The organism is Serratia sp. PF-27, from assembly GCF_030053255.1.
In the GTDB taxonomy this organism is placed as follows: domain Bacteria; phylum Pseudomonadota; class Gammaproteobacteria; order Enterobacterales; family Enterobacteriaceae; genus Serratia; species Serratia bockelmannii.
The window spans coordinates 889,578-915,804 of the sequence record NZ_JASGBT010000021.1 but is presented as its reverse complement, the minus strand read 5'-3'; the positions used below and the strand labels follow the sequence as shown (position 1 = coordinate 915,804).

At 61.3% G+C, this 26,227-nt stretch carries 26 protein-coding genes; 21 read left to right on the top strand and 5 right to left on the bottom strand.

The window, feature by feature from the left end:
* The first annotated feature begins 92 nt into the window (after nt 1-92).
* From QMZ29_RS19350 to mlaA, 8 genes are read left to right on the top strand one after another with little or no spacing between them, the layout of a single operon-like run.
* Nucleotides 93-830, top strand: coding sequence for a heme ABC transporter permease (locus QMZ29_RS19350; protein ID WP_261426163.1), 738 nt, complete (start codon nt 93-95; stop codon nt 828-830).
* Entirely contained in the window at nt 827-1,063 is a 237-nt protein-coding gene (gene ccmD / locus QMZ29_RS19345; RefSeq protein ID WP_025303729.1) for a heme exporter protein CcmD, read from the top strand. The genes QMZ29_RS19350 and ccmD overlap by 4 nt, the downstream gene beginning before the upstream one ends.
* Nucleotides 1,060-1,554, top strand: coding sequence for a cytochrome c maturation protein CcmE (gene ccmE, locus QMZ29_RS19340; protein ID WP_004936264.1), 495 nt, complete (start codon nt 1,060-1,062; stop codon nt 1,552-1,554). The genes ccmD and ccmE overlap by 4 nt, the downstream gene beginning before the upstream one ends.
* On the top strand, nt 1,551-3,521 hold the full coding sequence (locus QMZ29_RS19335; protein WP_025303728.1) for a heme lyase CcmF/NrfE family subunit: 1,971 nt from the start codon (nt 1,551-1,553) through the stop codon (nt 3,519-3,521). The genes ccmE and QMZ29_RS19335 overlap by 4 nt, the downstream gene beginning before the upstream one ends.
* Complete coding sequence (locus QMZ29_RS19330; RefSeq protein WP_015378623.1) at nt 3,518-4,069, top strand: DsbE family thiol:disulfide interchange protein; 552 nt, start codon at nt 3,518-3,520, stop codon at nt 4,067-4,069. The genes QMZ29_RS19335 and QMZ29_RS19330 overlap by 4 nt, the downstream gene beginning before the upstream one ends.
* Nucleotides 4,066-4,533 (top strand): cytochrome c-type biogenesis protein, encoded by a 468-nt coding sequence (locus tag QMZ29_RS19325; protein WP_025303727.1) that lies wholly within the window; start codon nt 4,066-4,068, stop codon nt 4,531-4,533. The genes QMZ29_RS19330 and QMZ29_RS19325 overlap by 4 nt, the downstream gene beginning before the upstream one ends.
* Nucleotides 4,533-5,747 carry a c-type cytochrome biogenesis protein CcmI gene (ccmI, locus tag QMZ29_RS19320; protein ID WP_043140192.1) on the top strand — a complete coding sequence of 405 codons (1,215 nt, stop codon included), beginning with the start codon at nt 4,533-4,535 and terminating at the stop codon, nt 5,745-5,747. Before QMZ29_RS19325 ends, ccmI begins: the two co-directional genes overlap by 1 nt.
* A gap of 28 nt (nt 5,748-5,775) precedes the next feature.
* Entirely contained in the window at nt 5,776-6,534 is a 759-nt protein-coding gene (gene mlaA, locus QMZ29_RS19315) for a phospholipid-binding lipoprotein MlaA (protein WP_025303725.1), read from the top strand.
* Nucleotides 6,535-6,650: 116 nt separating this feature from the next.
* Here the strand turns inward: mlaA and fadL are convergent, their stop codons facing one another.
* A complete protein-coding gene (gene fadL / locus QMZ29_RS19310) occupies nt 6,651-7,973 on the bottom strand; it encodes a long-chain fatty acid transporter FadL (RefSeq protein ID WP_004936243.1) in 1,323 nt (440 codons plus the stop codon).
* A gap of 405 nt (nt 7,974-8,378) precedes the next feature.
* On the opposite strand from fadL, the gene QMZ29_RS19305 reads away from it, so the two are divergent.
* From QMZ29_RS19305 to sixA, 4 genes are all read left to right on the top strand, one after another.
* A complete protein-coding gene (locus QMZ29_RS19305; protein ID WP_072145088.1) occupies nt 8,379-8,675 on the top strand; it encodes a YfcZ/YiiS family protein in 297 nt (98 codons plus the stop codon).
* A 195-nt stretch (nt 8,676-8,870) separates the two neighbouring features.
* Nucleotides 8,871-10,181: an acetyl-CoA C-acyltransferase FadI gene (gene fadI / locus QMZ29_RS19300; RefSeq protein WP_025303722.1), complete on the top strand. Its 1,311-nt coding sequence runs from the start codon at nt 8,871-8,873 to the stop codon at nt 10,179-10,181.
* Nucleotides 10,181-12,346 (top strand): fatty acid oxidation complex subunit alpha FadJ, encoded by a 2,166-nt coding sequence (gene fadJ / locus QMZ29_RS19295; RefSeq protein WP_025303721.1) that lies wholly within the window; start codon nt 10,181-10,183, stop codon nt 12,344-12,346. Before fadI ends, fadJ begins: the two co-directional genes overlap by 1 nt.
* 388 nt (nt 12,347-12,734) lie before the next feature.
* Nucleotides 12,735-13,217, top strand: coding sequence for a phosphohistidine phosphatase SixA (gene sixA / locus QMZ29_RS19290; RefSeq protein ID WP_004936230.1), 483 nt, complete (start codon nt 12,735-12,737; stop codon nt 13,215-13,217).
* Between the two features lie 69 nt (nt 13,218-13,286).
* On the opposite strand, the gene smrB is transcribed toward sixA, so the two are convergent.
* Nucleotides 13,287-13,817 carry an endonuclease SmrB gene (smrB, locus tag QMZ29_RS19285; protein WP_025303720.1) on the bottom strand — a complete coding sequence of 177 codons (531 nt, stop codon included), beginning with the start codon at nt 13,815-13,817 and terminating at the stop codon, nt 13,287-13,289.
* A 170-nt stretch (nt 13,818-13,987) separates the two neighbouring features.
* Between smrB and prmB the strand changes: the two genes are divergently transcribed.
* The 6 genes from prmB to QMZ29_RS19255 all read left to right on the top strand — a co-directional run bounded on the left by prmB (nt 13,988) and on the right by QMZ29_RS19255 (nt 18,666).
* Nucleotides 13,988-14,920: a 50S ribosomal protein L3 N(5)-glutamine methyltransferase gene (gene prmB / locus QMZ29_RS19280; RefSeq protein ID WP_028127753.1), complete on the top strand. Its 933-nt coding sequence runs from the start codon at nt 13,988-13,990 to the stop codon at nt 14,918-14,920.
* A gap of 65 nt (nt 14,921-14,985) precedes the next feature.
* Nucleotides 14,986-16,071: a chorismate synthase gene (gene aroC, locus QMZ29_RS19275; protein ID WP_004936219.1), complete on the top strand. Its 1,086-nt coding sequence runs from the start codon at nt 14,986-14,988 to the stop codon at nt 16,069-16,071.
* Nucleotides 16,072-16,076: 5 nt separating this feature from the next.
* Nucleotides 16,077-16,904 carry a penicillin-insensitive murein endopeptidase gene (gene mepA, locus QMZ29_RS19270; RefSeq protein ID WP_043140182.1) on the top strand — a complete coding sequence of 276 codons (828 nt, stop codon included), beginning with the start codon at nt 16,077-16,079 and terminating at the stop codon, nt 16,902-16,904.
* 3 nt (nt 16,905-16,907) lie between these two features.
* On the top strand, nt 16,908-17,714 hold the full coding sequence (locus QMZ29_RS19265; protein ID WP_025303718.1) for a sulfite exporter TauE/SafE family protein: 807 nt from the start codon (nt 16,908-16,910) through the stop codon (nt 17,712-17,714).
* Between the two features lie 80 nt (nt 17,715-17,794).
* Entirely contained in the window at nt 17,795-18,352 is a 558-nt protein-coding gene (locus QMZ29_RS19260; RefSeq protein WP_043140178.1) for an elongation factor P hydroxylase, read from the top strand.
* Nucleotides 18,353-18,384: 32 nt separating this feature from the next.
* Entirely contained in the window at nt 18,385-18,666 is a 282-nt protein-coding gene (locus QMZ29_RS19255) for a YfcL family protein (RefSeq protein ID WP_016926855.1), read from the top strand.
* A 41-nt stretch (nt 18,667-18,707) separates the two neighbouring features.
* Here the strand turns inward: QMZ29_RS19255 and mnmC are convergent, their stop codons facing one another.
* A complete protein-coding gene (mnmC, locus tag QMZ29_RS19250; RefSeq protein WP_197770107.1) occupies nt 18,708-20,729 on the bottom strand; it encodes a bifunctional tRNA (5-methylaminomethyl-2-thiouridine)(34)-methyltransferase MnmC2/FAD-dependent 5-carboxymethylaminomethyl-2-thiouridine(34) oxidoreductase MnmC1 in 2,022 nt (673 codons plus the stop codon).
* Between the two features lie 170 nt (nt 20,730-20,899).
* On the opposite strand from mnmC, the gene fabB reads away from it, so the two are divergent.
* Both fabB and QMZ29_RS19240 read left to right on the top strand, forming a co-directional pair.
* On the top strand, nt 20,900-22,120 hold the full coding sequence (gene fabB / locus QMZ29_RS19245) for a beta-ketoacyl-ACP synthase I (RefSeq protein ID WP_016926857.1): 1,221 nt from the start codon (nt 20,900-20,902) through the stop codon (nt 22,118-22,120).
* Between the two features lie 212 nt (nt 22,121-22,332).
* Nucleotides 22,333-22,554 carry a putative periplasmic lipoprotein gene (locus tag QMZ29_RS19240; protein ID WP_004936201.1) on the top strand — a complete coding sequence of 74 codons (222 nt, stop codon included), beginning with the start codon at nt 22,333-22,335 and terminating at the stop codon, nt 22,552-22,554.
* A 51-nt stretch (nt 22,555-22,605) separates the two neighbouring features.
* On the opposite strand, the gene apbE is transcribed toward QMZ29_RS19240, so the two are convergent.
* Nucleotides 22,606-23,637: an FAD:protein FMN transferase ApbE gene (apbE, locus tag QMZ29_RS19235; RefSeq protein ID WP_261426172.1), complete on the bottom strand. Its 1,032-nt coding sequence runs from the start codon at nt 23,635-23,637 to the stop codon at nt 22,606-22,608.
* 154 nt (nt 23,638-23,791) lie between these two features.
* On the opposite strand from apbE, the gene QMZ29_RS19230 reads away from it, so the two are divergent.
* On the top strand, nt 23,792-24,904 hold the full coding sequence (locus tag QMZ29_RS19230; RefSeq protein WP_147824073.1) for an SLC13 family permease: 1,113 nt from the start codon (nt 23,792-23,794) through the stop codon (nt 24,902-24,904).
* Here the strand turns inward: QMZ29_RS19230 and pepT are convergent.
* On the bottom strand, nt 24,901-26,148 hold the full coding sequence (pepT, locus tag QMZ29_RS19225) for a peptidase T (RefSeq protein ID WP_261426176.1): 1,248 nt from the start codon (nt 26,146-26,148) through the stop codon (nt 24,901-24,903). The genes QMZ29_RS19230 and pepT overlap by 4 nt on opposite strands.
* Nucleotides 26,149-26,227 lie beyond the last annotated feature (79 nt).

Below are 26,227 nucleotides of genomic sequence, written 5' to 3'. Positions count from 1 at the left end.
AGGCCGACAAGAGCGTACCCTGCAGAAGATTTTCGCCGTTTCGATCGCTCGGGGCGGCCGAGGCATAAAAATTACCGTGAGCACTGACGACAATGTGGAAATGGTTACATCAACTGGCGCGGCCTGAACGGCTGTATCACGTCTGCGGCCGCTTTACCCCCTGGCTGGGGCTGGCGGCGGCGGCCTGCCTGCTGCTTGGCTGGGCATGGGGCTTTGGTTTCGCGCCGAAGGATTATCAGCAGGGCGACAGCTTCCGCATCATTTATATTCACGTGCCGGCGGCCATGTGGTCGATGGGCATCTATGCCTCGATGGCGGTGGCGGCGTTTATCGGCCTGGTGTGGCAGATGAAAATGTCCGATACCGTGGTGGCGGCAATGGCGCCGATCGGCGCGGTGTTCACCTTTATCGCGCTGGTGACCGGCTCCGCCTGGGGCAAGCCGATGTGGGGCACCTGGTGGGTATGGGACGCGCGTCTGACCTCCGAGCTGGTGCTGCTGTTCCTCTATATGGGCGTCATCGCGCTGTACAACGCCTTTGAAGACCGCCGCCTGGCGGGCCGCGCCGCCGGGATTCTGGTGCTGGTGGGCGTGGTGAATATCCCGATCATTCATTTCTCTGTCGAATGGTGGAATACGCTGCATCAGGGCTCGACCAACATGCAGCAATCCATCGCGCCAAGCATGCGCACCCCGCTGCGCTGGGCGATCCTCGGTTACCTGTTGTTGTTCATTACGCTGACGCTGATGCGCCTGCGCAATCTGATCCTGTTCCAGGAGCGCCAGCGCCCGTGGGTCGCCGGGCTGGTGAATAAGGAGCGTCAGTCATGAATGCCGCGTTCGATTCCTGGCCGGCGTTTTTCGCCATGGGCGGTTATGCCTTCTATGTTTGGCTGGCGGTCGCCGTCACGCTGATTTCGCTGTTGGGGCTGGTGGCGCACACCGTCTGGCAACGGCGGCAGTTGCTCGCCGAGATCGGCCGCCGTCAGGCGCGCGAGCGGCGCATTCGTCATGCGCAACAATCAAAACAAAAATCCGCCGCACCGCGGGAGAAATCATTGTGAATCCACGTCGTAAAAGCCGCCTTTATCTGGCGATCGTTGTGCTGATCGGCATCGCGCTGACCGCAACCCTGATGCTGTACGCGCTGCGCTCCAACATCGATCTGTTCTATACCCCGGGTGAAATCCTGCAGGGCAAGGGCGAAAATCATGAGAAGCCCGAGGTCGGCCAGCGGCTGCGTATCGGCGGCATGGTGATGCCCGGCTCGGTGAAACGCGATCCCAATACGCTGCAGGTCAGCTTCAAGATTTACGACGCGCGCGGCGCGATCGGCGTGACCTACACTGGCATTCTGCCGGACCTGTTCCGCGAAGGGCAGGGCGTGGTGGCGCAGGGCGTGCTGGGCGAGGGCAACGTGGTCAATGCGCGCGAAGTGCTGGCCAAGCACGACGAGAAATACACGCCGCCAGAAGTGGCCGACGCGATGAAAGAGAATCACAAAGGGCCGGCGGAAGCGTATAACGCGCCGCAGGCGGAGGGTGCCAAGTCATGATGCCGGAACTGGGCAGTTTTCTGCTGTGCCTGGCGCTGGCGATCGCGCTGTTGCTGAGCATCTACCCGCAGTGGGGCGCGGCGCGGCAGGACAGCCGCATGATGGCGGTGGCCCGGCCGCTGACCTATGGCATGTTCGCGGCGATTGCGCTGGCGTTCCTGTGCCTGGTGCATGCCTTCGTGGTCAACGACTTTACCGTCGCCTACGTGGCCACCAACTCCAATACCCAACTGCCGGTGTATTACCGCATCGCCGCCACCTGGGGGGCGCACGAAGGTTCGCTGCTGCTGTGGGTGCTGCTGCTGAGTTGCTGGTCGCTGGCGGTGGCGTTGTGCAGCCGGGCGATGCCGCAGGACGCGGTGGCGCGGGTGCTGTCGGTGATGGGCATGATCACCGCCGGTTTCCTGCTGTTCATCATCATGACCTCCAACCCGTTCACCCGCACGCTGCCGAACTTCCCGATCGACGGCAGCGATCTCAACCCGCTGCTGCAGGATATCGGCCTGATCTTCCACCCGCCGCTGCTGTACATGGGCTATGTCGGCTTCTCGGTCGCCTTCGCGTTCGCCATCGCCTCGTTGATGGCCGGCCGGCTCGACACCGCCTGGGCGCGCTGGTCACGCCCGTGGACTACCGCCGCCTGGGTGTTCCTCACGCTGGGCATCGTGCTCGGATCGGCCTGGGCCTACTATGAGTTGGGCTGGGGCGGTTGGTGGTTCTGGGATCCGGTGGAGAACGCCTCCTTTATGCCGTGGCTGGCCGGCACCGCGCTGATGCATTCGCTGGCGGTGACCGAGAAACGCGGCACGTTCAAAGCCTGGACGGTGCTGCTGGCGATCACCGCCTTCTCGCTGTGCCTGCTCGGCACCTTCCTGGTGCGCTCCGGCGTGCTGGTCTCGGTGCACTCCTTCGCCTCCGATCCGGCGCGCGGCATGTTTATTCTCGCCTATCTGGTGATCGTGATCGGCGGTTCGCTGCTGCTGTACGCGGTCAAGGGCGGCCAGGTGCGCAGCCGGGTGCAGCACGAAACCTTCTCGCGCGAGACCTTCCTGCTCGGCAACAACGTGCTGCTGATCGCCGCCATGCTGGTGGTGCTGTTGGGCACGCTGCTGCCGCTGGTGCACAAACAGCTGGGGCTGGGCAGCATTTCGATCGGCGAGCCGTTCTTCAATACCATGTTCACCTGGCTGATGGCGCCGCTGGCGCTGCTGTTGGGCATTGGGCCGCTGGTGCGCTGGCGCCGCGATGAGCCGCGCAAGCTGTGGCGGCGCCTCGGCGTAGCGCTGCTGGCGACGCTGGTGCTGTCGATTCTGCTGCCGTGGTTGCTGCAGGACAGCATCGCCGGCATGACGGTGGTGGGCCTGATCATGGCACTGTGGGTGATCATCCTGACGCTGATGGAGCTGCATGAGCGCGCCACCCATCGTCACGGTTTCTGGCGCGGCCTGCGACAGCTGTCCCGCAGCCACTGGGGCATGGTGCTCGGCCACCTCGGCGTGGCGGTGACGGTGATCGGCATCGCCTTCAGCCAGAACTACAGCGTGGAGCGTGACGTGCGGATGAAGGCCGGCGACAGCGTGGATATCCACAATTATCATTTCGTGTTCCGCGACGTGCACGACATCCGCGGCCCGAACTACAGCGGCGGCGTCGGTATCATCGACGTGACGCGCAACGGCAAGCCGGAGGCGACGCTGCATGCGGAGAAACGCTACTACAGCGTGGCGCGCAGCATGATGACCGAGGCGGCGATCGACGGCGGGTTCAGCCGCGATCTGTACGCGGCGCTGGGCGAGGAGCTGGAAGACGGCTCCTGGGCGGTGCGCCTGTATTACAAACCCTTCGTGCGCTGGATCTGGTTCGGCGGCGTCTTTATGGCGATCGGCGGCCTGCTGTGCATTCTCGACCCGCGTTATCGCATGAGCAAAAAGCTCAAGCGCGAAGGCAAGCTGGAGGCGCAATCATGAAGCGTAAGCTGCTGTTTATCCCGTTGGTGCTCTTCCTGCTGCTGGTGGCGGCCCTGATGGTGCAACTGACGCGCAACGCCGGCGGCGAAGATCCGACCATGCTGGAGTCGGCGCTGATCGGCAAACCGGTGCCGACCTTCAGGCTGGAATCGCTGGATCAGCCCGGCAAAACCTACGATCAGGCGGTGCTGCGCGACGGCAAGCCGATATTGCTCAACGTCTGGGCCACCTGGTGCCCGACCTGCCGCGCGGAGCACCAGTATCTCAATACGCTGGCGGCGCGCGGCGTGCGGGTGGTCGGCCTGAACTATAAAGACGATCGTGCCAAGGCGGTGACCTGGCTTAATTCCCTCGGCAATCCCTATGCGCTCAGCCTGTACGACGGCGACGGCATGCTGGGGTTGGATCTCGGGGTGTACGGCGCGCCTGAGACCTTCCTTATCGACGGCCAGGGGATCATTCGCTATCGCCACGCCGGCGACATGAACGAGCGCGTCTGGCAGCAGGAAGTGCTGCCGCTGTATAAAAAGTACGGGGGTGAGGCATGAGGCTGATTGTTCTGCTGTGTGCCGCACTGCTGAGCTGGAGCGCCGCCGCGGCGATCGATACCTATCGCTTCAACTCCGTCGAGCAAGAGCAGCAGTATCGCGAGTTGACCGAACAGCTGCGCTGCCCGAAATGTCAAAACAACAGCATTGCCGATTCCAACGCCATCATCGCCGCCGACATGCGCACCAAGGTGTACGAACTGATGATGCAGGGGCAAAACAAGCAGCAGATTATCGATTACATGGTGGCGCGTTATGGCAACTTCGTCACCTACGAGCCGCCGGTAACGCCGGCGACGCTGATCTTGTGGATCGGCCCGCTGCTGTTCGTATTGATCGGCGGGGCGGTGGTGATCCTGCGCACCCGTCGGCGGCCCGATGCAGCGGCGGATGATGCATTCTCCGAACGGGAACGGCAGCGCCTGGCGGCGCTGTTGCAAGAGACTGACAGGAAGAAACCCTAATGGCTTTTTGGCTGATTATTTGCGTGTTGTTGGCCGGCGCCGCCGCGTTGCTGGTGGTGCCGGCGATGCGCCACGGCAAGCAGAGCGCCGCCACGCGCGATGCGTTGAACAAAGCGTTTTATCAGGATCGCCTCAGCGAGCTGGAGCAGGATGAGCAGCAGGGCGTGGTGGCCGAGCGCCCGGAGCTGGTCAAAGAGCTGCAACAGAACCTGTTGAACGACATCCCGGCCGAGCAGATGGTGCAGGCGAAGCCGATCAACCGCTGGGCGCTGGTGCCGGGCGTGGTGTTACTGCTGGCGGTGACCGTTGGCTTTTATCTGAAAACCGGCGGGTTGGCGCAGGTGCTGGACTGGCGTCTGGTGCAGGCACAAATGCCGGAATTGCGCGAGCGCGTCGCCAACGAGCGCGCCAAACCGCTGAGCATGGAAGAGATTGCCCGTCTCGGACTGGGGCTGCGCACCGCGCTGCAGCAGGACGATCGCAATATCAACGACTGGATGATGCTGGGGCGCGTCGGCATGGCGTTGAACAATGCCACTACCGCCACGCAGGCCTTTGCTCATGCTTATCAATTGGATCCGAATAGTCTGGAAGTGCGGCTCGGCTATGCCGAGGTCTTGACGCGATCCAACGATCCGGAGGATAACAAGCAGGCGACGCAGCTGTTGCGGCGCATGATCGCGGAAAACCACAGCGATCCGCGGGTGCTCAGCCTGCTGGCGTTCAATGCCTTCGAACAGGGCGATTTCAAGCAGGCGATCGGCGCCTGGCAAGTGATGCTGCAGCTGCTGCCGGCCAACGATCCGCGCGCGGAAGTGATAAAGCGCAGTATTGCACAAGCAAAAGCCCAGGCCGGCGGAGAAACTGTTAAACTGAATGTGACCGTTGCGCTGTCACCGCAGGCGGCGAAAGCCATGCCGCCGCAGGGGACGCTGGTCATTTCGGTCACCGACGGCGTCAGCCCGGTGCCGGTCGCAGTAAAACAATTGCCGTTGAGCCGTTTTCCGCTGTCTTTCTCACTGGATGACAGCAACGCCATGATGCCCGAGCGTCTGCTCTCGGCGCAGCATCAGGTGCAGGTGCGTGTGCGCCTCTCACAGGACGGATTGGCCACGCCGCAACCGGGGGACTGGTTCGGCGAAAGCTCGCTGCAGACATTCAGCGGTAAAGAGCAGGTTAGCGTTCAGATAAACAAGCAGGTCCCTGAAAAATAAGACCGAACGTGTTTTTATGGAGAAAAATATGAACTTTCGCCTGACTGGGGTGGCATTCGCAGCGGCATTACTGGTGGGCTGTGCCAGCGCGCCAGACAATGAGCCGCAAGGGCGTTCTGATCCTCTGGAAGGATTTAACCGGACGATGTTCGACTTCAACTACAACGTCCTGGATCCTTATATCTTGCGTCCGGTCGCGGTGGCCTGGCGTGACTACGTGCCGATGCCGGCGCGTAACGGCATCAGCAACTTCACCTCCAACCTGGAAGAGCCGGCCAGCATGGTCAACGCCTTCCTGAAGGGCGATCCTTACCGCGGGATGATCCACTTCAACCGTTTCTTCCTGAACACCCTACTCGGGATGGGCGGCCTGATCGACGTGGCCGGCATGGCCAACCCGAAACTGGCGCGCGAAGAGCCGAATCGCTTCGGCAGCACGTTGGGGCATTACGATGTGGGTTACGGCCCGTACGTGATGTTGCCGGGCTACGGCAGCTTCACGCTGCGTGACGAAGGTGGCGACTTTGCGGATACGCTGTATCCGATGCTGAGCTACCTGACCTTCTGGATGTCGGCGGGCAAATGGGTGGTCGAGGGTATCGAAACCCGCGCTCAACTGCTGGATTCCGACGGTCTGCTGCGCAATTCCTCCGATCCTTACATCATGGTGCGCGAAGCTTACTTCCAGCGCCACGATTTCATCGCCAACGGCGGTTCGCTCAAGCCGGAAGAGAACCCGAACGCCAAGGCGATTCAGGGCGAACTGGACGAGATCGACTCGCAGTAATCCCGGGCATTATGCCAATGAAAACCCGCCGTCAGGCGGGTTTTTTTATGCCCGCGCGAGCGACAGGCAAAGAAAAAGCGCCCCAGGGGGCGCTTTGGCATCCATCTCAAGTGAGATTAGAAGCGGTAGTTGAAGTTGGCGCCGTACAGCCAGGCCTTGCCTTCGGAGGTGAAGGTATAAGGACCTTCGTTGATGGTGACTTTCTGGCCGTGCATGTAGGACACGCCGACGTCGACCGAGGCGTCTTTGTTGAACGCATAGGTAGTACCGGCACTCAGCCAGAAACGGTCCTGATCGGGAATGGAGATCGAACGGTTTTGGGCAGGCACCGGGCTGTCATCGAAGGCGATACCGGTACGGAAGGTCCAGTTATCGTCGTAGAAGTAGGTGGTACCCAGCGCGATGCGGTAAGCGTCTTTGAAGCCTTCATGCTTCTGGAACAGGGTCTGGCCGTTGTTGCCGGTGGCTTTCAGCTCCTGGAACTGGCTCCAACTGGTGTAGGCCAGGCTGTAGTGGATGGCCCACTGCGGCGCCACTTTGTTATAGCCGGACAGTTCCCACATTTCCGGCAGGTGCAGGCTCAGAGAACCCGGAATGGTGGTGCCGTTGGTGCCCCACGGAAGACCTTGAGAGGCCAGCAACGGGTTGAAGGCTGAAGGCAGGCTGCTCTTGTAATCGCCGTCGAAGTCGATTTTCACTTCTGAGCGATAGGTGAAGCCGTAACGGTTGTTTTCATCCACTTCGTAGAGAATACCGGCGTTCCAGCCGAAGCCCCATTCGTCGCCTTTCAGATGAGAAATTTGGGTATCTGCCGGGATCTGCGAAACCGGGCCGGCCAACTGTGGCGGCAATTTGCCTGAACCGGCGATCAATTTTGGCAGATCGCCGGCGTAACGCTCGAGTTTAGCCTTGGCGTAGACGGCGTCAAAACCCAGACCGAAGCTGAAGTTTTTGTTCAGGCGATAAGCGCCGCTCAGGTTCAGGTTCAGGGTTTCCAGATCGGTTTTGCCGCCCATGGAACCCGCCGCGTAACCGTCGTTATATTCGGTCGCCAAACCGAAGTTGCTGGTGACCGAGCCGCCTACGGCGAATTGATCGTTAATTGGGTGAACATAATGCAGGTTCGGCACCCAGGCTGTCGGTGCGATGTTTTTCGCATCCAGGCTGGCGCCGGAAGGAGATCGGCCACTGATATCGACGTCCGGATCGATGAAGACTGCGCCGAAAGAAAGTTCCGGGCGGGTATACATCATCAGCAATGCCGGGTTGCGGCTTGCGGAGGCCGCCGTATCCGCCATGGCGCCTTCGCCAGAATACGAACGTCCTAAACCAGCTGATGAGAACTCATTCAGCTGGAATCCTGCGGCAGACACGTTTGAAGAAATAATTGCCACTGCAGCTGCGAGAGCTGATTTAGTCAATAGGTTTTTCTGGCTCATGACCAAAACCTCATTATGTGTTTATTATTTAAACTATTGTTACACGAAGTAACAAGGAGCGCGGGATTGTAGGGTCCGTTATCGTTCAGACAAATCAGACCAGTGGCTGAAGTATAGGTCTGACCTGTGAAAATGTTGCAAGTTTGTTTTTGAAATATTTCCAACCTGATATCAAAAAAGAGATCTGCTTAACAAAAAGCCAGCGGTAAATAACAAAATTCTTACCATTCCTTAGCAGACGCTCATTTTTATTTGTGATTTCCATCACTTAAAACACCCAGTAAAAGTAAGTGCTAGTGATTGCCGGCGTGGAAGCGTAAAATACCCGCAGAATTTTGTGGCTTTGTGCCGGTGAGTGAAACGGCAATTTGGGCTGATAACAGAGGCCCTTGAGGAGAACCAATCATGTCAGATGCAATTAATAAATGCAGCGCCCAGGAAACCGCCGCGTGTTGCTGCGTGGATGTCGGCACCGTGATGGATAACACCGATTGCACCGCGTCCTACAGCCAGGTGTTCAGTAATCAACAAGATGCGGAAGCGATGCTGGCCGCCCTGAGCGAAAAGGCGCGCGCGGTCGAATCCGATCCTTGTGACATCAGCAGTAGCATTAAACCGGTTGACGGTGGCGTGCAGTTGGAGGCCGATTTCACCTTCGCCTGCCAGGCGGAAACCCTGATCTTCCAGCTCGGCCTGCGTTAATCCCCGCTTTACCCCCGGCGCCGCCTGCTGCGCGCCGGGGATTTCCTTCCCCGTGCCGCCCCGATAGAAAGTGCGCCTGCTCGCAGTTTTGATCTCTGCCGGTTTGCCAAATGTAACCGTTTGGTTAACAATGACCTCATCAGGTCAGACCTCTTTCTGCCCATTGCGCTGACGTTATTTTCTTCAGGAGCATTTATGAGTAAGGCACTGCCGTTGGTGACCCGTCATGGTGACCGCATTGCGATTGTGAATGGACTGCGTACCCCCTTTGCCAAACAGGCAACTGCCTATCACGGCATTCCGGCGGTGGATTTAGGGAAAACGGCGGTGAGCGAGCTGTTGGCGCGTAGCGGCATCGATCCGCAGCTGATCGAACAGCTGGTGTTCGGCCAGGTGGTGCAAATGCCCGAGGCGCCGAACATCGCGCGTGAAATCGTGCTCGGTACCGGTATGAGCGTTCATACCGACGCTTACAGCGTGTCGCGTGCCTGCGCCACCAGCTTCCAGGCGATCGCCAACGTGGCGGAGAGCATCATGGCCGGCAGCATCAGCGTCGGTATCGCCGGCGGGGCGGACTCTTCTTCCGTCTTGCCGATCGGCGTCAGCAAGGCGTTGGCGCGCACGCTGGTGGACGTCAACAAGGCGCGCACGCTGTCGCAGCGTCTCAAACTGTTCAGCCGGCTGAAATTCCGCGATCTGATGCCGGTGCCGCCGGCGGTGGCGGAGTATTCCACCGGTCTGCGCATGGGCGATACCGCTGAGCAAATGGCGAAAAGCCACGGCATCACCCGCGAAGCGCAGGATGCGCTGGCGCACCGTTCCCATGAACTGGCGGCCAGGGCCTGGCGTGAGGGGTGGCTGCGCGATGAGGTGATGACGGCCTACGTGCCGCCTTACCGCGCGCAGCTTTCTGAAGACAACAATATCCGCAAAGACTCCAGCCTGGCTTCCTACGCCAAGCTGAAACCGGCGTTCGATCGCAAACACGGCAGCGTCACTGCGGCCAACAGCACGCCGTTGACCGACGGCGCGGCGGCGGTACTGATGATGAGCGAATCGCGCGCCAAAGAGCTGGGGCTGCAGCCGCTCGGCTATCTACGCAGTTTCGCCTTCGCCGCCATCGACGTGTGGGAAGACATGCTGCTGGGGCCTTCCTACGCTACGCCGCTGGCGCTGGATCGCGCCGGCATCGGTCTGGCCGATCTGACGCTCATCGACATGCATGAAGCCTTCGCTGCGCAAACGCTGGCCAACCTGAAGATGTTTGCCAGCGAAGCGTTCGCCCGCGAGAAGCTTGGCCGCAGCCAGGCGATCGGTGAGGTGGACATGGACAAATTCAACGTCTTGGGTGGTTCCATCGCCTATGGCCACCCATTCGCCGCCACCGGCGCGCGCATGATCACCCAGACGTTGCGCGAGCTGAAACGCCGCGGCGGCGGGCTGGGCCTGACCACCGCCTGCGCCGCCGGCGGGTTAGGGGCCGCGATGATCGTGGAGGTGGAATGATGAGTGCCGAAAACGCATTGCACGAACAGCGGGCCAAACCGTCGGCCTTTCAGCTGACGATTCGCCCCGACAACATCGGCGTGATCACCATCGACGTGCCGGGCGATAAGGTCAATACGCTCAAGGCTGAGTTCGTCGAACAGGTGAACGACGTGCTGATCCGGGCGCAGCAGCATACCGCGCTGGAAGGATTGGTGATCGTTTCCGGCAAGCCGGACTCGTTTATCGCCGGCGCCGACATCACCATGATTGCCGCCTGCACCAGCGCCAAAGAGGCGGAAACGCTGGCCAAGAAAGGGCAGAGCACGCTAGCGCAGATCGCCGCCTTCCCGGTGCCGGTGGTGGCCGCCATTCATGGCGCCTGCCTGGGCGGCGGCCTGGAATTGGCGCTGGCCTGCCACGGCCGCGTCTGTTCGTTGGATGACAAAACCGCGCTCGGTCTGCCGGAAGTGCAGCTGGGCCTGCTGCCGGGCTCCGGCGGCACTCAGCGCCTGCCGCGCTTGGTTGGCGCCGCCAAGGCGCTGGACATGATCCTGACCGGCAAGCACATTCGCGCCCGCCAGGCGCTGCGCATGGGGCTGGTGGACGACGCCGTGCCGCAGTCGATCCTGTTGCAGACCGCCATCGAGCGGGTGAAACAGGGCTGGAAGCATCAGCGCGAGCTGCCGTGGCAGGATCGCCTGCTCAATGGCCCGCTGGGCAGAAATCTGCTGTTCAGCATTGTGCGCAAAAAAACGTTGGCGAAAACCCACGGCAACTACCCGGCGGCGGAACGCATCATTCAGGTAGTGCGCACCGGGCTGGATCACGGCAGCGCCAGCGGCTATGAAGCCGAAGCGCGCGCCTTTGGCGAACTGGCGATGACGCCGCAGTCGGCGGCGCTGCGCAGCCTGTTCTTCGCCTCCACTGCGCTGAAAAAAGAGCGGGGCGGCAATGCCAAGCCGCATGCCCTGCATCGCGTCGGCATTCTCGGCGGCGGCCTGATGGGCGGCGGCATCGCCTGCGTCACCGCCACGCGCGGCGGTTTGCCGGTTCGTATCAAAGACATTAATGAAACCGGCATCAATCACGCGCTGAAATACAGCTGGGACGTGCTTGGCAAACGGGTACGCAGCAAGCGCATGCGCCCGGCGGAACGGCAAAAACAGATGATGCTGATCTCCGGCTCTACCGATTACACCGGCTTTGAGCAGGTGGATATCGTGGTCGAGGCGGTGTTTGAGGATCTGGCGCTGAAGCAGAAGATGGTGGCCGAGGTCGAAGCGAACTGTGCGCCGCATACCGTGTTTGCCTCCAATACTTCCTCGTTGCCTATCGGCCACATCGCCGAAAAAGCCCAGCGGCCGCAGCAGGTGATCGGTCTGCACTACTTTAGCCCGGTGGACAAAATGCCGCTGGTGGAAGTGATCCCGCACGCCGGCACCAGCGAAGAGACTATCGCGACCACCGTGGCGCTGGCGCACAAGCAGGGCAAGACCGCTATCGTGGTGGGCGACAGCGCGGGTTTTTATGTCAACCGCATCCTGGCGCCGTACATCAACGAAGCGGCCCGTTGCCTGCTGGAAGGCGAGCCGATGGAGTCGCTGGACAAGGCGCTGGTGGACTTCGGTTTCCCGGTCGGCCCGATCACCCTGTTGGACGAAGTGGGCATCGACGTCGGCACCAAGATCATTCCGGTGCTGGTCGAGGCGCTGGGGCCGCGCTTCGCCGCGCCGGCTGCGTTCGATGCGGTGCTGAAGGACGGGCGTAAAGGGCGCAAGAACGGCCGCGGCTTCTATCTTTACCCGAGCGAAGGGCAGCAGCGGCAGCGGCGTAAACGTGCGGATACCTCATTGTATACATTGCTCGGCGTCACGCCGAAGGCGCACATGCTGCCGGCGACCGTCGCCCAGCGCTGCGTGATGATGATGCTGAACGAAGCGGCGCGCTGCCTGGATGAAGGCGTGATCCGCAGCGCGCGCGACGGCGACATCGGCGCGGTGTTCGGCATCGGCTTCCCGCCGTTCCTCGGCGGCCCGTTCCGCTATATGGACGAGCTCGGCGCCGAAAAAGTGGTGAAAACGTTGGAATACCTGCGCCAGCAGCACGGCGAACACTTCGCGCCGTGCGAACGCTTGCAGCGCATGGCGCAGCAGGGCGAGCGTTTTTATCCGCTGGGGAGCTGAACGCAGGGCGGCCCGATTTGCACTATAGTTGCAACAGGGCCGCGTTGTGATCGCCATCACTCCTTGTAACAGCGTCAGCCGGTGAGGCTGTACAGCAAGGCGTAGGCAGCGGTAAGTTAGCTTGACCGTCATCAATAAATTTCATGGCGGTAAGGTTAAAATTTAACCCGTTGAATTGATTGTTCTGTGAGCAATCGAGGTTTGCCAGGGGAGGGTTGCTGTAAAAAACAGCATTTTCTTTAGGCAAACTTTCAGGCAAAATGCCCGGCCGCCATAAAGAGACGGCGCGTTATCGTTTTAAAGCTTTGGCTTTGGGTTGTAAAACTCGGCGGTACAGCACGCACGGCGTTTCTGTATAGCGTTACTTTGTCAACAACAGCGGTGCAATATGCAAGTTTTGATTATGCGTCACGGAGAGGCGGCGCTCGAGGCAGCCAGCGATGCGGTAAGGCCCCTTACCCTGTGCGGCCGCGACGAGTCCCGTCAGATGGCGGCCTGGTTGAACACCAAGTCTGTGGATATTGAACGCGTGCTGGTCAGCCCCTATCTGCGGGCCGAACAGACGCTGGCGACGGTGCGTGAAGCCTTGACGCTGCCGGAGGGCGAAGAAGTGCTGCCCGAGCTGACGCCGGGCGGCAACGCCGAACAGGTCGGCAGCTATCTGCAGGCGCTGGCGATGCAAGGGGTGAGCTCGGTGCTGATCGTGTCGCACCTGCCGCTGGTGGGCTACCTGGTGGCTGAACTGTGCCCGGGCGAGTGCCCGCCGATGTTCGCGACCTCGGCGATCGCTAACGTCGATCTGCCGGCGGACGGCAGCTACGGCAAATTTGAATGGCAGGTCAGCCCGTCGCAGGTGATGGCCAAAGTGTGAGCCGCGGATGCGGTGCGGAATAAACTCAGGGCGATGTCTGACATCGCCCTGAGTCGTTTCTGCGGGGGGCTATTCTGCCAGCTCCACCAACAGCAGGACGGCGGCGTTGCCGCCCCATTCCTTCGGCGCCTGATGGAACGCCAGCACGTCGGGATGCTGCGCAAGCCACAGCGGCGTTTGCTGTTTGAGAATGTGTTTGCCGTGCCCGTGCATCACGCAGGCGCAGTGCACGTGCTCGCGTTTGCAGGCGGCGATCAACGCCCCCAGCTCCTGCTTGGCCTGCAGCTGGGTCAGGCCGTGCAAATCGAGAAACAGCTCCGGCGAATAATCGCCGCGTCGCAGCTTCTTCAGCTCATACGGGCTGCTGCCGGGGCGCACGTAGCGCGTCGGGCCTTCCTCTTCCAGCTGCGGCTGATATTCATCTGAAAAATAATAGCTGGCATCGACCTGCTCCTGCAGCAGCCGCTGCGGCGCAACCTGTTTGACCTTGAGCTTCGGCGGGCGGTGGACGATGGTGTCCTGGCGCAGCTTTTTTGCGCCCGCCACCGACTCTCTGAAGAGCTGTTGTTCGTCTTTGCTCAGAGGGGGCTTGTTCTTCATGCTTCATTCACCGGAAATCGTTTATTTCGCTAGTTTACCTTGTGAATGAGCGCTGTCGACGCAAAACTCGGGCCAGAGTGAAAAGCGCGAGGGGCGCGCGTGATTTGTCGCGGGCTTCATGGCAAACTATGCGGCTAAATCATGAAACACAGCGCCTGCCGGAGGGCAAATTGGACAAAATTTTCGTCGACGAAGCAGTGAACGAACTGCACACCATTCAAGATATGCTGCGCTGGACGGTAAGCCGCTTCAACGCCGCCAATATCTATTATGGTCACGGAACCGACAATCCGTGGGACGAAGCGGTGCAATTGGTGCTGCCAAGCCTGTTCCTGCCGTTGGACATTCCGGAGGACATGCACACCGCCCGTCTGACCTCCAGCGAGCGCCATCGCATCGTTGAGCGCGTGATCCGCCGCGTCAACGAACGCATCCCGGTCGCTTACCTGACCAACAAGGCCTGGTTCTGCGGCATGGAATTCTACGTCGACGAACGCGTGTTGGTGCCGCGCTCGCCGATCGGTGAGCTGATCAACGATCGTTTCAGCGCGCTGATCCCGCACCCGCCACGTCATATCCTCGACATGTGCACCGGCAGCGGCTGCATCGCCATCGCCTGCGGCTACGCTTTCCCGGAAGCGGAAGTGGACGCGGTGGACATCTCCAGCGAAGTGCTGGCGGTGACCGAGCGCAATATTCAGGCGCACGGCGTCGAGCACCAGGTGATCCCGATCCGTTCCGATCTGTTCCGCGACGTTCCCGCGATCCAGTACGATCTGATCGTCACCAACCCGCCGTACGTCGATGCGGAAGACATGTCCGATCTGCCGCAGGAGTTCCGCTTTGAGCCGGAACTGGGGCTGGCGGCGGGCAGCGACGGCCTGAAGCTGGTGCGCCGCATCCTAGCCTGCGCGCCGGACTACCTGACTGACGACGGCGTGCTGATTTGTGAAGTGGGTAACAGCATGGTACATCTGATGGAACAATATCCGGATATTCCGTTCACCTGGCTGGAATTCGAAAACGGCGGCGACGGCGTGTTCATGCTGACCAAACAGCAGCTGGTGGATTGCAAGGAACACTTCAGCCTCTATCGCAGCTAAACCGCATTTCCAGGGCCCGCACGGCGGGCCTCATAACGATAAAAGACTAACGGTAAGGAGCCGTGATGGCAGGAAACAGTATTGGGCAGATTTTCCGCGTCACCACCTTCGGTGAATCTCACGGGGTGGCGCTGGGTTGTATCGTCGATGGCGTACCGCCCGGCATTCCGCTCACCGAAGCCGATTTGCAACACGATCTGGATCGTCGTCGTCCGGGCACCTCGCGTTACACCACCCAGCGTCGCGAACCGGATCAGGTGCGCATTCTCTCCGGCGTATTCGAAGGCGTGACCACCGGTACCAGCATCGGTCTGATCATTGAAAACACCGATCAGCGCTCGCAAGACTACAGCGCCATCAAAGACGTGTTCCGTCCGGGGCATGCCGACTACACCTACGAACAGAAATACGGTCTGCGCGACTATCGCGGCGGTGGCCGCTCTTCGGCGCGCGAAACCGCCATGCGCGTTGCGGCGGGCGCCATCGCCAAGAAATACCTGCAGCAGAAGTTCGGCGTGCAGGTGCGCGGCTATCTGGCGCAGATCGGCGACGTGACCTGTGAGCTGAAAGACTGGGATCAGGTCGAACAGAACCCGTTCTTCTGCCCGGATCCGGACAAGCTGGAAGCGCTGGACGAACTGATGCGCGCGCTGAAAAAAGAGGGCGACTCCATTGGCGCCAAGGTCAGCGTGATTGCGGAGAACGTGCCGGTTGGCCTGGGCGAGCCGGTGTTTGATCGCCTCGACGCCGATCTGGCGCACGCGCTGATGAGCATCAACGCGGTGAAAGGCGTGGAGATCGGTGACGGATTTGCTGTCGTGACCAAACGCGGCAGCGAAAACCGCGATGAAATCACCCCGGAAGGCTTCCAGAGCAACCATGCCGGCGGCATTCTCGGCGGCATCAGCAGCGGCCAACCGGTGATCGCGCATCTGGCGCTGAAGCCGACCTCCAGCATCATGGTACCGGGCCGCACCATCAATCGCCAGGGCGAAGCGGTGGAAATGGTGACCCGCGGTCGCCACGATCCGTGCGTGGGCATCCGCGCCGTGCCGATCGCCGAAGCGATGATGGCAATCGTGTTGATGGATCACCTGCTGCGCCAGCGTGCGCAAAACGGTGATGTGGTTTCCGACGTACCTCGCTGGTAATCGCCATGAAAAACTGGATGTTGGGCCTGGTGGCCTTGACGGCCTCCGCTTCCGCCATGGCGCTGACGCCGTGGCAGAAAATCGACCATCCGGTGGCCGGCGCGCCGCAGGCGGTGGGCGGTTTCGCCAACGGTTGCGTCATCGGCGCGCAGCCGTTGCCGCTGAATTCACCGGACTACCAGGTGATGCGTACCGACCAGCGCCGCTATTTCGGCCATCCGGATCTGCTGGCGTTCATACAGCGCCTCAGCAGCCAAGCGAACCAGAAAGCGCTGGGCACGGTGCTGATCGGCGACATGGCGATGCCGGCCGGTGGGCGCTTCAGCAGCGGCCACGCCAGCCACCAGTCGGGGCTCGACGTTGACATCTGGCTGCAGTTGCCGCGCCAACGCTGGAGCGCGCAGCAATTGCTCAAACCGCAGCCGATCGACCTGGTGTCAGGGGATGGCAAGCAGGTGGTGGCGAGCCAATGGCAGCCGCAAATTGAGTCGCTGATCAAACTGGCGGCGCAGGACGCGGACGTGACGCGCATCTTCGTCAACCCGGCGATCAAGCAGCGTCTGTGCCTGGACGCCGGCGCCGATCGCGCCTGGCTGCACAAGGTGCGGCCGTGGTTCGGCCACCGTGCGCACATGCACGTGCGTCTGCGTTGTCCGGCCGGCAGCCTGGAGTGCCAGGAGCAGGATACGCCGCCGCCGGGCGACGGCTGCGGCGCCGAGCTGGCGAGCTGGTTCGTGCCGCATCAGCCGAACGCGAAGCCGGGCAAACCCGTGCCGCCGCCGTTACCGCCGACCTGTCAGGCATTGCTGGATCACCATTTCTCAGCGGAATAACACATGGACTGGTTCGTCATTGGCCCCGAGATGCTCGGGGTGTTGTTTGCGGTAGCGCTGTTGGCGGGGTTTATCGACTCCATCGCCGGCGGCGGCGGATTACTGACGGTGCCGGCCCTGCTGGCGGTGGGGGTTCCTCCGGCGCAGGCGCTGGCGACCAATAAGTTGCAGTCGGTCGGCGGCTCCTTCTCCGCCAGTCTGTACTTCATTCGTCGGCGAGCGGTGAATCTCAACGACCAGAAGCTGACGATTTTTCTGACGCTGATCGGCTCGATCGCCGGCGCCATTTTGGTGCAGCATATGCGCGCCGATTTGCTGCGGCAGATGTTGCCGCTGCTGGTGATCGGCATCGGTCTCTATTTCTTGTTGATGCCGCGACTGGGTGAGGAAGATCGTCAACGCCGTCTCGGGGCCTTGCCGTTCGGGCTGGTGGCCGGCGGTTGCGTCGGGTTTTACGACGGTTTCTTCGGCCCCGGCGCCGGGTCATTCTACGCGCTGGCCTACGTGACGCTGTGCGGTTTCAACCTCGCCAAGTCCACGGCGCACGCCAAGGTGCTGAACTTTACCTCCAACGTCGGCGGGCTGGCGCTGTTCATCATCGGCGGCAAGGTGGTGTGGAGCATTGGTCTGGTGATGTTGGTGGGGCAGGTGTTGGGGGCGCGTTTGGGCGCGCACATGGTGCTGACCCGCGGCCAGAAATTGATTCGGCCGATGATCGTGATCGTCTCGCTGGTGATGAGCCTCAAGCTGCTGTACGACAATCACGGCGCGGAAATTCAGCAGTGGTTGACCGCCTTGGTGCACGGTTAAAGATGAAGAGGGGGCGTTGCTTACGCGCCCTGTCTTATCGGGTATAATGGCCTCTTTATTTTTGTGGTTATAGAGTTTTTATGTCAGACATGCAGACCCGCCATCACTATGAGCAGCTGATCGAGATCTTCAATCGGTGCTTCAGCGATGACTACAACACCCGCCTGGTGAAGGGCGACGACGAACCTATCTACCTGCCGGCCGACGACGAATTGCCGTATCACCGCATCGTGTTCGCCCACGGCTTCTACGCCAGCGGCCTGCATGAAATCTCGCACTGGTGCATCGCCGGTGAAGCGCGCCGCCAACTGGTGGACTTCGGTTACTGGTATTGCCCGGACGGGCGCGACGCGCAAACCCAGAGTGAATTCGAAGCGGTGGAGATCAAACCGCAGGCGCTGGAATGGATGTTCTGCGTGGCGGCCGGTTTCCCGTTCAACGTCAGCTGCGACAACCTGAACGGCGACTGCGAGCCGGATCGCATCGCGTTCCAGCGCAAGGTGCGCGCCCGGGTATTGATGCTACTGGAGCAGGGAATACCCACACGGCCTGCGCGCTTTATTCAGGCGTTGCAATCGTTCTACAATACGCCACCGCTGGCGGCCGAGCATTTTCCGTATCCGGAAGATCTCAACTGACGCCACAGCCCGTTATTTAATGAGGAAATTTGATGATCGCAGAATTTGAAGCGCGCATTTTGGCGCTGATTGATGACATGGTAGAGCACGCCAGCGATGATGAACTGTTTGCCGGTGGCTACCTGCGCGGTCATCTGACGCTGGCGGTGGCCGAAGCGGAAGAGCAGGGCGAGCATACTGCCGAAGCGCTGAAAGCGCGGGTGGAAGAGAGCCTGCACAAGGCGATCGCCGCTGGGGAACTCTCGCCGCCGGATCAGATTTTGGTGCGCGGCATGTGGGAAAACCTCTATCAGGCTGCCACCCCAGCCGCCTGACCGCCATGCCGGGGCGCGTCGCCGCGCCCCTCATCCATGAATTAAACCGCACGTCCTTTCAGTAACTTTCGCACCCACATTCGATTCGGATTCAACGCCGCCAGCAGGCGCGCGTCGCCCGGTAACGGTTCACCGAACAGCTGCGCCGCCAGAATTTCCGCCGCCAGCGGCGCCGAACACAGCCCGCGCGATCCCAACCCACCGATAGCGAACAGGCCGGGATAGACCGGCGCATCGGCGACGGTTTCGCCGCGCTGGTTCTGCCGCTGCAAATCCTGATACTGCGTCAACGTGGCCTGATAGTCCGGCAGCGCGCCGACCATCGGTAAATGATCGCGGGTGGCGCTGCGCACGCCGCAGCGCGCCTGATGAGCGCTGACGTCCACCTGCTGCGGCCAGGCCTGCTCCGGCAGGCAGCGCAGCAGGCGTTCACGGTTTTCCTGTTGCTCCTGCTCGCGGTAGTCGGTGGTGATGTCGCCGCGCTGGTAGCTGGCGCCAATGCAGTGGTGGCCGTTGTTGGCATTAACCGGCGTCAGGTAGCCGTCGTAACACAAGACCTGTTTCAATTGACCGAGGGCCGGCGAGCTTGGGATATGCGACACCTGTCCGCGTACCGAATACAGCGGCAGGGCTTCCGTCGGCGCCAGTTCGGCCAGCCGATGGCCATTGGCCAGGATCACCGTCGCATGGCTGCGGCTTTCGCCGTGGGCGAAGTCGATGCGCCAGCCGTTTTCTTCCTGCGTCAGCCTCTGTGCATCGTGCCGGTAGTGGCAGACCAAGCCCTGGCGCTGCGCCAGCGCGAGAGCGCCGCGCGTCAGCTCGGCCGGACAGAGCCAACCGCCTTGGGGGTAGGTGATGCCGCCGAAGCTGGTATCGACGCCGCACAGTCCGCTGAGCGTCTCGCGGTCGGCCGCCATCGCCAAGGCCTGCGGCCAGTCGGTTTTCAGCATATTGGCGATCTTAGCGCCGCTCTTGTCGTCATAGGCCAACTGGCTGACGCCGCACCACTGATGATCAAAGGCGACGCCTTGTTGCAACAGCGCGTCGTACTGGCGGCGGGCGAAGGGAAACGCGGCGCTGAAGAAGCTCTCCAGCGCGTCGCCGCTGCCGTTCAGCAACGGATAAATCGCCCCCTGGCGATTGCCGGATGCCCCCTCCGCCGCCTGCTCATCGGCGCAGTACAGCGTGACGGTGGCACCGCGCCGCAGCAAGGCCAGCGCGGTGAGCGCGCTGGCGACGCCGCCGCCGATCAGGGCGATGTCGGCGGTGTTGTCCGCCGCCGGGCGCCGATACCAGGGCGCCGGATGTGCGGCGGGCTGCGCATCGGCCGGGAGCTCGCCGGCGAGCATCTCACGCTTTTGGCCGAAGCCTTTGCAGCGGTTGACCTGAAAACCGGCCTGTTGCAAGCCGCGGCGCACAAAACCGGCGGCGGTAAAGGTGGCGAAGCTGCCTCCCGGCCGGGCGAAACGCGCCATGGCGGCGAACAGTTGATCGGTCCACATGTCGGGATTTTTTGCCGGCGCGAAACCGTCGAGGAACCAGGCATCCACCTGGTTATTCATGCTGGCGTCAAACTGCGGCAGCAGGTCGTTGACGTCGCCGAACCACAGATCGAGCGTAATGCGGCCTTCGGCCAGCAGCAGACGATGGCAGCCCGGTAGCGGCAGCGGCCATTGGGCGCGCAGCTCGTCGGCATAAGGCGCCAGCTCCGGCCAGCGCGCATGCGCCGCCGCCAGGTCAGCCTGCTGCAGGGGGAATTTTTCGAAGCTGATAAAGTGCAGGCGTTGCAGCGCGGCGTCCGGCTCGGCCTGGCGGAAGCCGGCGAAGGCCTGCCACAGCGTGAGGAAATTGAGCCCGGTGCCGAACCCGGTTTCCGCCACCACCAACAACGGACGCGGGTGGGTGGCGAAACGTTGCGGCAGCCGATTGCCGTGCAGGAAGACGTAGCGGGTTTCTTCCAGCCCATCCTGATTGGAAAAATAGACGTCATCAAACTGTTTCGAAACAGGTGTACCCTGTTCGTTCCAGGTTAGCGTTGCGGTTTGGATGGGGGCGTGATTCACGGTCAATGGCTCGAAATTCAAGGGATGCCGCGAATTCTAACGGCGCTGGCGCCCCGGCGCAAACTGGACAACAATAAAGCTGAAAAACGCTGATCGGACTTGTTCGGCTTACATCTGTACGCTAAAGTGCGATGCAAAATCCCGTAGGTAAATAGTGGAAGAGGTATTGAATGAAACGTGCAGTGATTACTGGCCTGGGAGTTGTCTCCAGCATTGGTAATAACCAGCAGGAGGTCCTGGCAAGCCTGCAGGAAGGACGTTCTGGGATCACTTTCTCCCAGGAGCTGAAAGATTCCGGCATGCGTAGTCACGTATGGGGGCAAGTTAAGCTCGACACGACCGGCCTGATCGACCGCAAGGCAGTGCGTTTCATGAGCGATGCTTCCATTTATGCCTTCCTGGCGATGCAAGAAGCGATCGCGTCTTCCGGCCTGAAGGAAGAAGAGTATCAAAACAACCCGCGTGTAGGCCTGATTGCCGGTTCCGGCGGCGGTTCTCCGCGCTTCCAGGTGTTCGGCGCCGATGCGATGCGCAGCCCGCGCGGCCTGAAAGCGGTTGGCCCGTACGTGGTGACCAAAGCCATGGCTTCCGGCGTTTCCGCCTGCCTGGCAACGCCGTTCAAAATCCATGGCGTGAACTACTCCATCAGCTCCGCTTGCGCGACCTCCGCGCACTGCATCGGCAACGCGGTTGAGCAAATTCAGTTGGGCAAACAGGACATCGTGTTCGCCGGCGGCGGTGAAGAGCTGTGCTGGGAAATGGCCTGCGAGTTCGACGCGATGGGCGCGCTGTCCACTAAGTACAACGACACGCCGGAAAAAGCCTCCCGCACCTACGACGCCGATCGTGACGGTTTCGTCATCGCCGGCGGCGGCGGCATGGTGGTGGTTGAAGAACTGGAGCACGCGCTGGCGCGCGGTGCGCACATCTACGCAGAAATCGTTGGCTACGGCGCGACTTCCGACGGTGCCGACATGGTTGCCCCTTCGGGCGAAGGCGCAGTGCGCTGCATGAAGATGGCGATGCAGGATCTGGATGCGCCGATCGACTACATCAACGTGCACGGCACCTCTACGCCGGTAGGCGACGTGAAAGAGCTGGGCGCTATTCGTGAAGTGTTCGGTGACAATACCCCGGCCATCTCCTCCACCAAGGCGATGACCGGTCACTCGCTGGGCGCCGCGGGCGTGCAGGAAGCGATTTACAGCCTGCTGATGCTGGAGCACGGCTTTATCGCGCCGAGCATTAACATCGAAACCCTGGATGAGCAGGCGGCCGGCATGAACATCGTGACCCAGCCGACTCAGCGCGAGCTGACCACCGTGATGTCCAACAGCTTCGGTTTCGGCGGCACCAACGCCACCCTGGTGATGCGCAAACTGGCGAAATAATTCCGCCGGCGCGTCACTTCGCTATCAAGCCCGCGTTTTCGCGGGCTTTTTACTGCTCAAAGCCCGCCGGGCGAGCGCTCGGAGTTTTCCCAAATCACATCCCCTGACACATCATTACCTCGCCATTATACGCGTTGGGCATACAATAGCCAGGTAGCGTGATTATCGCTCGGCGTAGCTTTCTAAAGTGATCGAACATTGAGGCAAGAAGTATGAAAAAGTTAATTGCGGTTGGGTTACTGTCGGCCGTGTTGGCCGGATGCGCCACCGATTCTCCCTGCGTGCCGGTCTACGATGACCAGGGGCGTCTGGTGCACACCAACACCTGTATGAAGGGCACCACTCAGGATAACTGGGAAACCGCGGGCGCGATCGCCGGCGGCGCGGCGGCGGTTGCCGGTCTGACCCTCGGTATCATCGCGCTGACCAAGTGATCGGCGCGGAACAGGAATAAGCCCGGCCATTGCGCGCCGGGCTTTTTTATCTCACTGCACTAAAAACGCCTTGAACTGCGGCGTCATCACGGCGCTAAAGCTCTCGTCGGTTTTGCTGATCAGGTAGACCGCCAGCCCTTTCTCTTCTGCGAGCTGCAACGCTTTCTCCGGGCCCAGCACCATCAAGCCGGTATCCCAGCCGTCGGCCTCGAGCGCAGTGGGGGCGATCACCGTGGCGGAAACCAGCCGGTGGTTGATCGGCCTGCCGGTGGTCGGATCGATGACATGGGAGTAGCGCTGGCCGTTTTGTTCAAAGTAGTTGCGGTAGCTGCCGGCGGTGCTGATGCCGTAACCGTGCAGATCCACCAGCGCCTGCACCGCATTTTCACGATCGGTCGGCTTTTGGATCGCTACCCGCCAGGGTTTGCCCTGGCCGTTGACGCCGCGTGAAGAGACCGCGCCACCGACCGATACCAGGTAGTTGGTAATGCCGTGACGGTTCATCAGGCGCACCAACTCATCCGCGCCATAGCCTTCGCCCAGCGTCGAGAGATCGACATACATGCCCGGCAGATCTTTTTGCAGCCACTCCCCGCGACTGTCGCTGATCAGCTTCAGGTGTTGCAGGCCGATGTTCTGCTTCGCCGCGTCGATCTGCGCCTGTTCCGGCACCTTGACCGGATGCTTGTCTGGGCCGAACCCCCACAGGTTCACCAGCGGGCCGACGGTGATGTCCATGGCGCCGCCGGTATCGCGGCCGATACGCTGGGCCATCAACACGATGTCCGCCATGCCGCGCGGGATAGGCTGCGGCTCGAGGTTGGCGCTGCGGTTAAACCGCGACAGCACCGAATCGGCGCGGTAGGTAGAGATATCGTCGTTGGCCCGTTCGAGCACCGTGTCGATCTGCCGCTGCAACTCTTGTTTGCCGATCGCGACGTCACCGCTGACCTTAACGCTGTAGAAGGTGCCCATGGTCTTGCCGTCGATATCGATTTGCGGGCGAGAGGCTGCATCGTCGCAGGCGGCGAGCAGGGCGCATAAGGCGCTGAGCAACGCCCCTTTGGCGAACAGGGAAGCCATAACATGTCCTTTGAAAACGAGAAAGCCGCTACAAATAAAGTAAAGCGCGGCAAATGGAAAGCGGATAAAGGTAAAATAGCATTTTGCTGGCGTTGCGGCTGCGCCTGAGCTAACGTCTCGCTCATGCTTTTCGCTGAGGTTTCAAGCTGCCACCATGAGTGCAACCGCCATTTCCCGGCTTATCCATCCCTTTGTCAAAGATCGCTTCTTGCATGTATTGCTGCTGGCCGGCGTGGCGATGTTCGTCTTTCATCCGCAGCCATTGGCGGCGTTGGGCGGCTTTATCGACGGCCGTACCCTCATCACCCTGCTGGGGCTGATGCTGCTGACCAAAGGCGTTGAGGTTAGCGGCTACTTCGATTTTGTCGGCCGCAAGATTATCAACCGCTTGCACAGCGAACGACGGCTAGCGCTGTTCCTGGTGTTTTCCGCCGCGCTGCTGTCGTCGTTTCTGACCAACGACGTGGCGCTGTTTATCGTCATTCCGCTCACCATCACGCTGAAAAAGCTGTCGGCGCTGCCGGTTGGCCGCTTGATCATCTTCCAGGCGCTGGCGGTGAACGCCGGTTCGTTGCTGACGCCGATCGGCAACCCGCAAAATATCCTGCTGTGGAGCCGCTCCGGCCTCTCTTTCCTCGGTTTCATCGGCCAGATGGCGCCGTTTGGCGCCGCAATGATGTTGAGCCTGCTGGCGCTGACCTGGTTCAGCTTCCCGGCGCGCGACATCGTGAAAACGCCGAATACCGAGGGGTATCCGTACCAGCGGCCGCTGTTGCTGAGCTGCGTAGGGCTGTATGCAGTTTTCCTGCTGTGTCTTGATTTCGATCTGCCGTTGTACGGGCTGCTGGCGGTGTTCGCCGGTTTCTTGCTGCTGGCGCGCCGGGTACTGTTGCAGATCGACTGGAGTCTGATTTTCGTGTTCGCCGCCATGTTCATCGATGTCGGCCTGTTTACCCGCTTGCCGCCGCTTCAGCCGGCATTTGCCGCCATCGCCGGGCTGAGCGAGGGGAGCGTGTATGCGTTGGGGGTTGGGCTGTCGCAGATCGTCAGTAACGTGCCGGCCACCATTTTGTTGCTCAACTATGTGCCTTCCAGCCCGCAGCTGGCGTATGCGGTTAACGCCGGTGGCTTCGGGTTGGCCATCGGATCGCTCGCCAACCTGATTGCGCTGCGCATGGCGGGGGAGCGCAAGATCTGGTTGCGCTTCCACTATTACTCGCTGCCGCTGCTGGCGTGGGCTGCGCTGGTCGGCTGGCTGTTGAGCTAACTCTGATTACCGCTCTGCCGGGCGGCCAACAGGCAAATGCTGCGGGTCACCTGGTAGGATTTCACGAAGGCGCTGACGGGTAAAAACTCGAAGCGCGAGTGGAAGTTATGCGCGCCGGTGAAGTAATTGGGCGTCAGGATGCCGCGGCTGGAGAGCGCCGCGCCGTCGGTGCCGCCGCGCATCGGGATCACCTTCGGCGGGATGCCGTGGGCGGCAAGGGCGCCGAAGATCAGATCGATGGCGCGCCGATCTTCGCCGATGGCATTGCTGATGTTGCTGTAGATGTCGCTGACGTTGCAGCTAACGTTGGCGCGCGGATAGTTGGCCGCCACCTGGCGCACCGTCTCCTCAAGGCGGGCCTTGCGCGCCTCGAACGCCGCGCGATCGAAGTCGCGAATCGACACCTTCAGCGTCGCCTGATTGGCGTTGGCGGCCAGATCGGTGAACCAGAAATAGCCCTCGCGCCCTTCGGTGTGCTCCGGGGTATCCAGTACATCGAAACGGTTAATGATGTCGTTGGCGATGCGTATCGGGTTGATTAATACGTTTTTCGCCGACATCGGGTGGGCGGTCACTCCCTCGATGCGGATCTCCGCCGCTGCCGCGTTGAAATTCTCGTACACCACTTCACCCAGTTCGCAGCAGTCGATGGTGTAGGCGAAATCGACGGGGAAACGCTGCAGATCCAGCGCCTTGGCGCCGCGCAGGCCGATTTCTTCGTCCGGTACGAACGCCACCACGATATCGCCGTGGCGATCGGCCGCGGTCAGGTTGGCCAGCAGCGTCATCACCACGGTGACCGCCGCCTTATTGTCGGCGCCCAGCACGCTGGTGCCGTCGCTGAACAGGATCTCTTCGTTGCGGTAGGGCAGGATCTCCGGATGCTCGGCGGTACGCAGCCAGATGTCCTGCTCGGCGTTCAGGCATAAATCCTCGCCGGTGAAGCGCAGGCGCTGCGGGTGAATCTCGGGCGATAGGCCGACGTCCACGGTGTCGATATGCGTGATGAAGCCGATGCGCGGCGCGCCGGGTTGGGTGCCGGGCTTGCGGGCGGTGACGGTGGCGTGCTCGTCGATTTGCACGTCGGCCAGGCCGAGCCGGCGCAGCTCGTCCGCCAACAGTTGCGCCATCTCATGCTGCCCCGGCGTGCTGGGCAGGGCGGTTGCGGCGGCGTCGCTCTGGCTGGTCACCGCCAGATAGCGGAAGAAACGTTCGGTAAGCTGTTCGGCAATCGGGCTGGTCATCGGAACTCCTCGCGGTTGGCAATCTACCGGTTTTAAAACGAAATCAGCCGATTGTCCAACGGCGCAATGCGTAAACCGC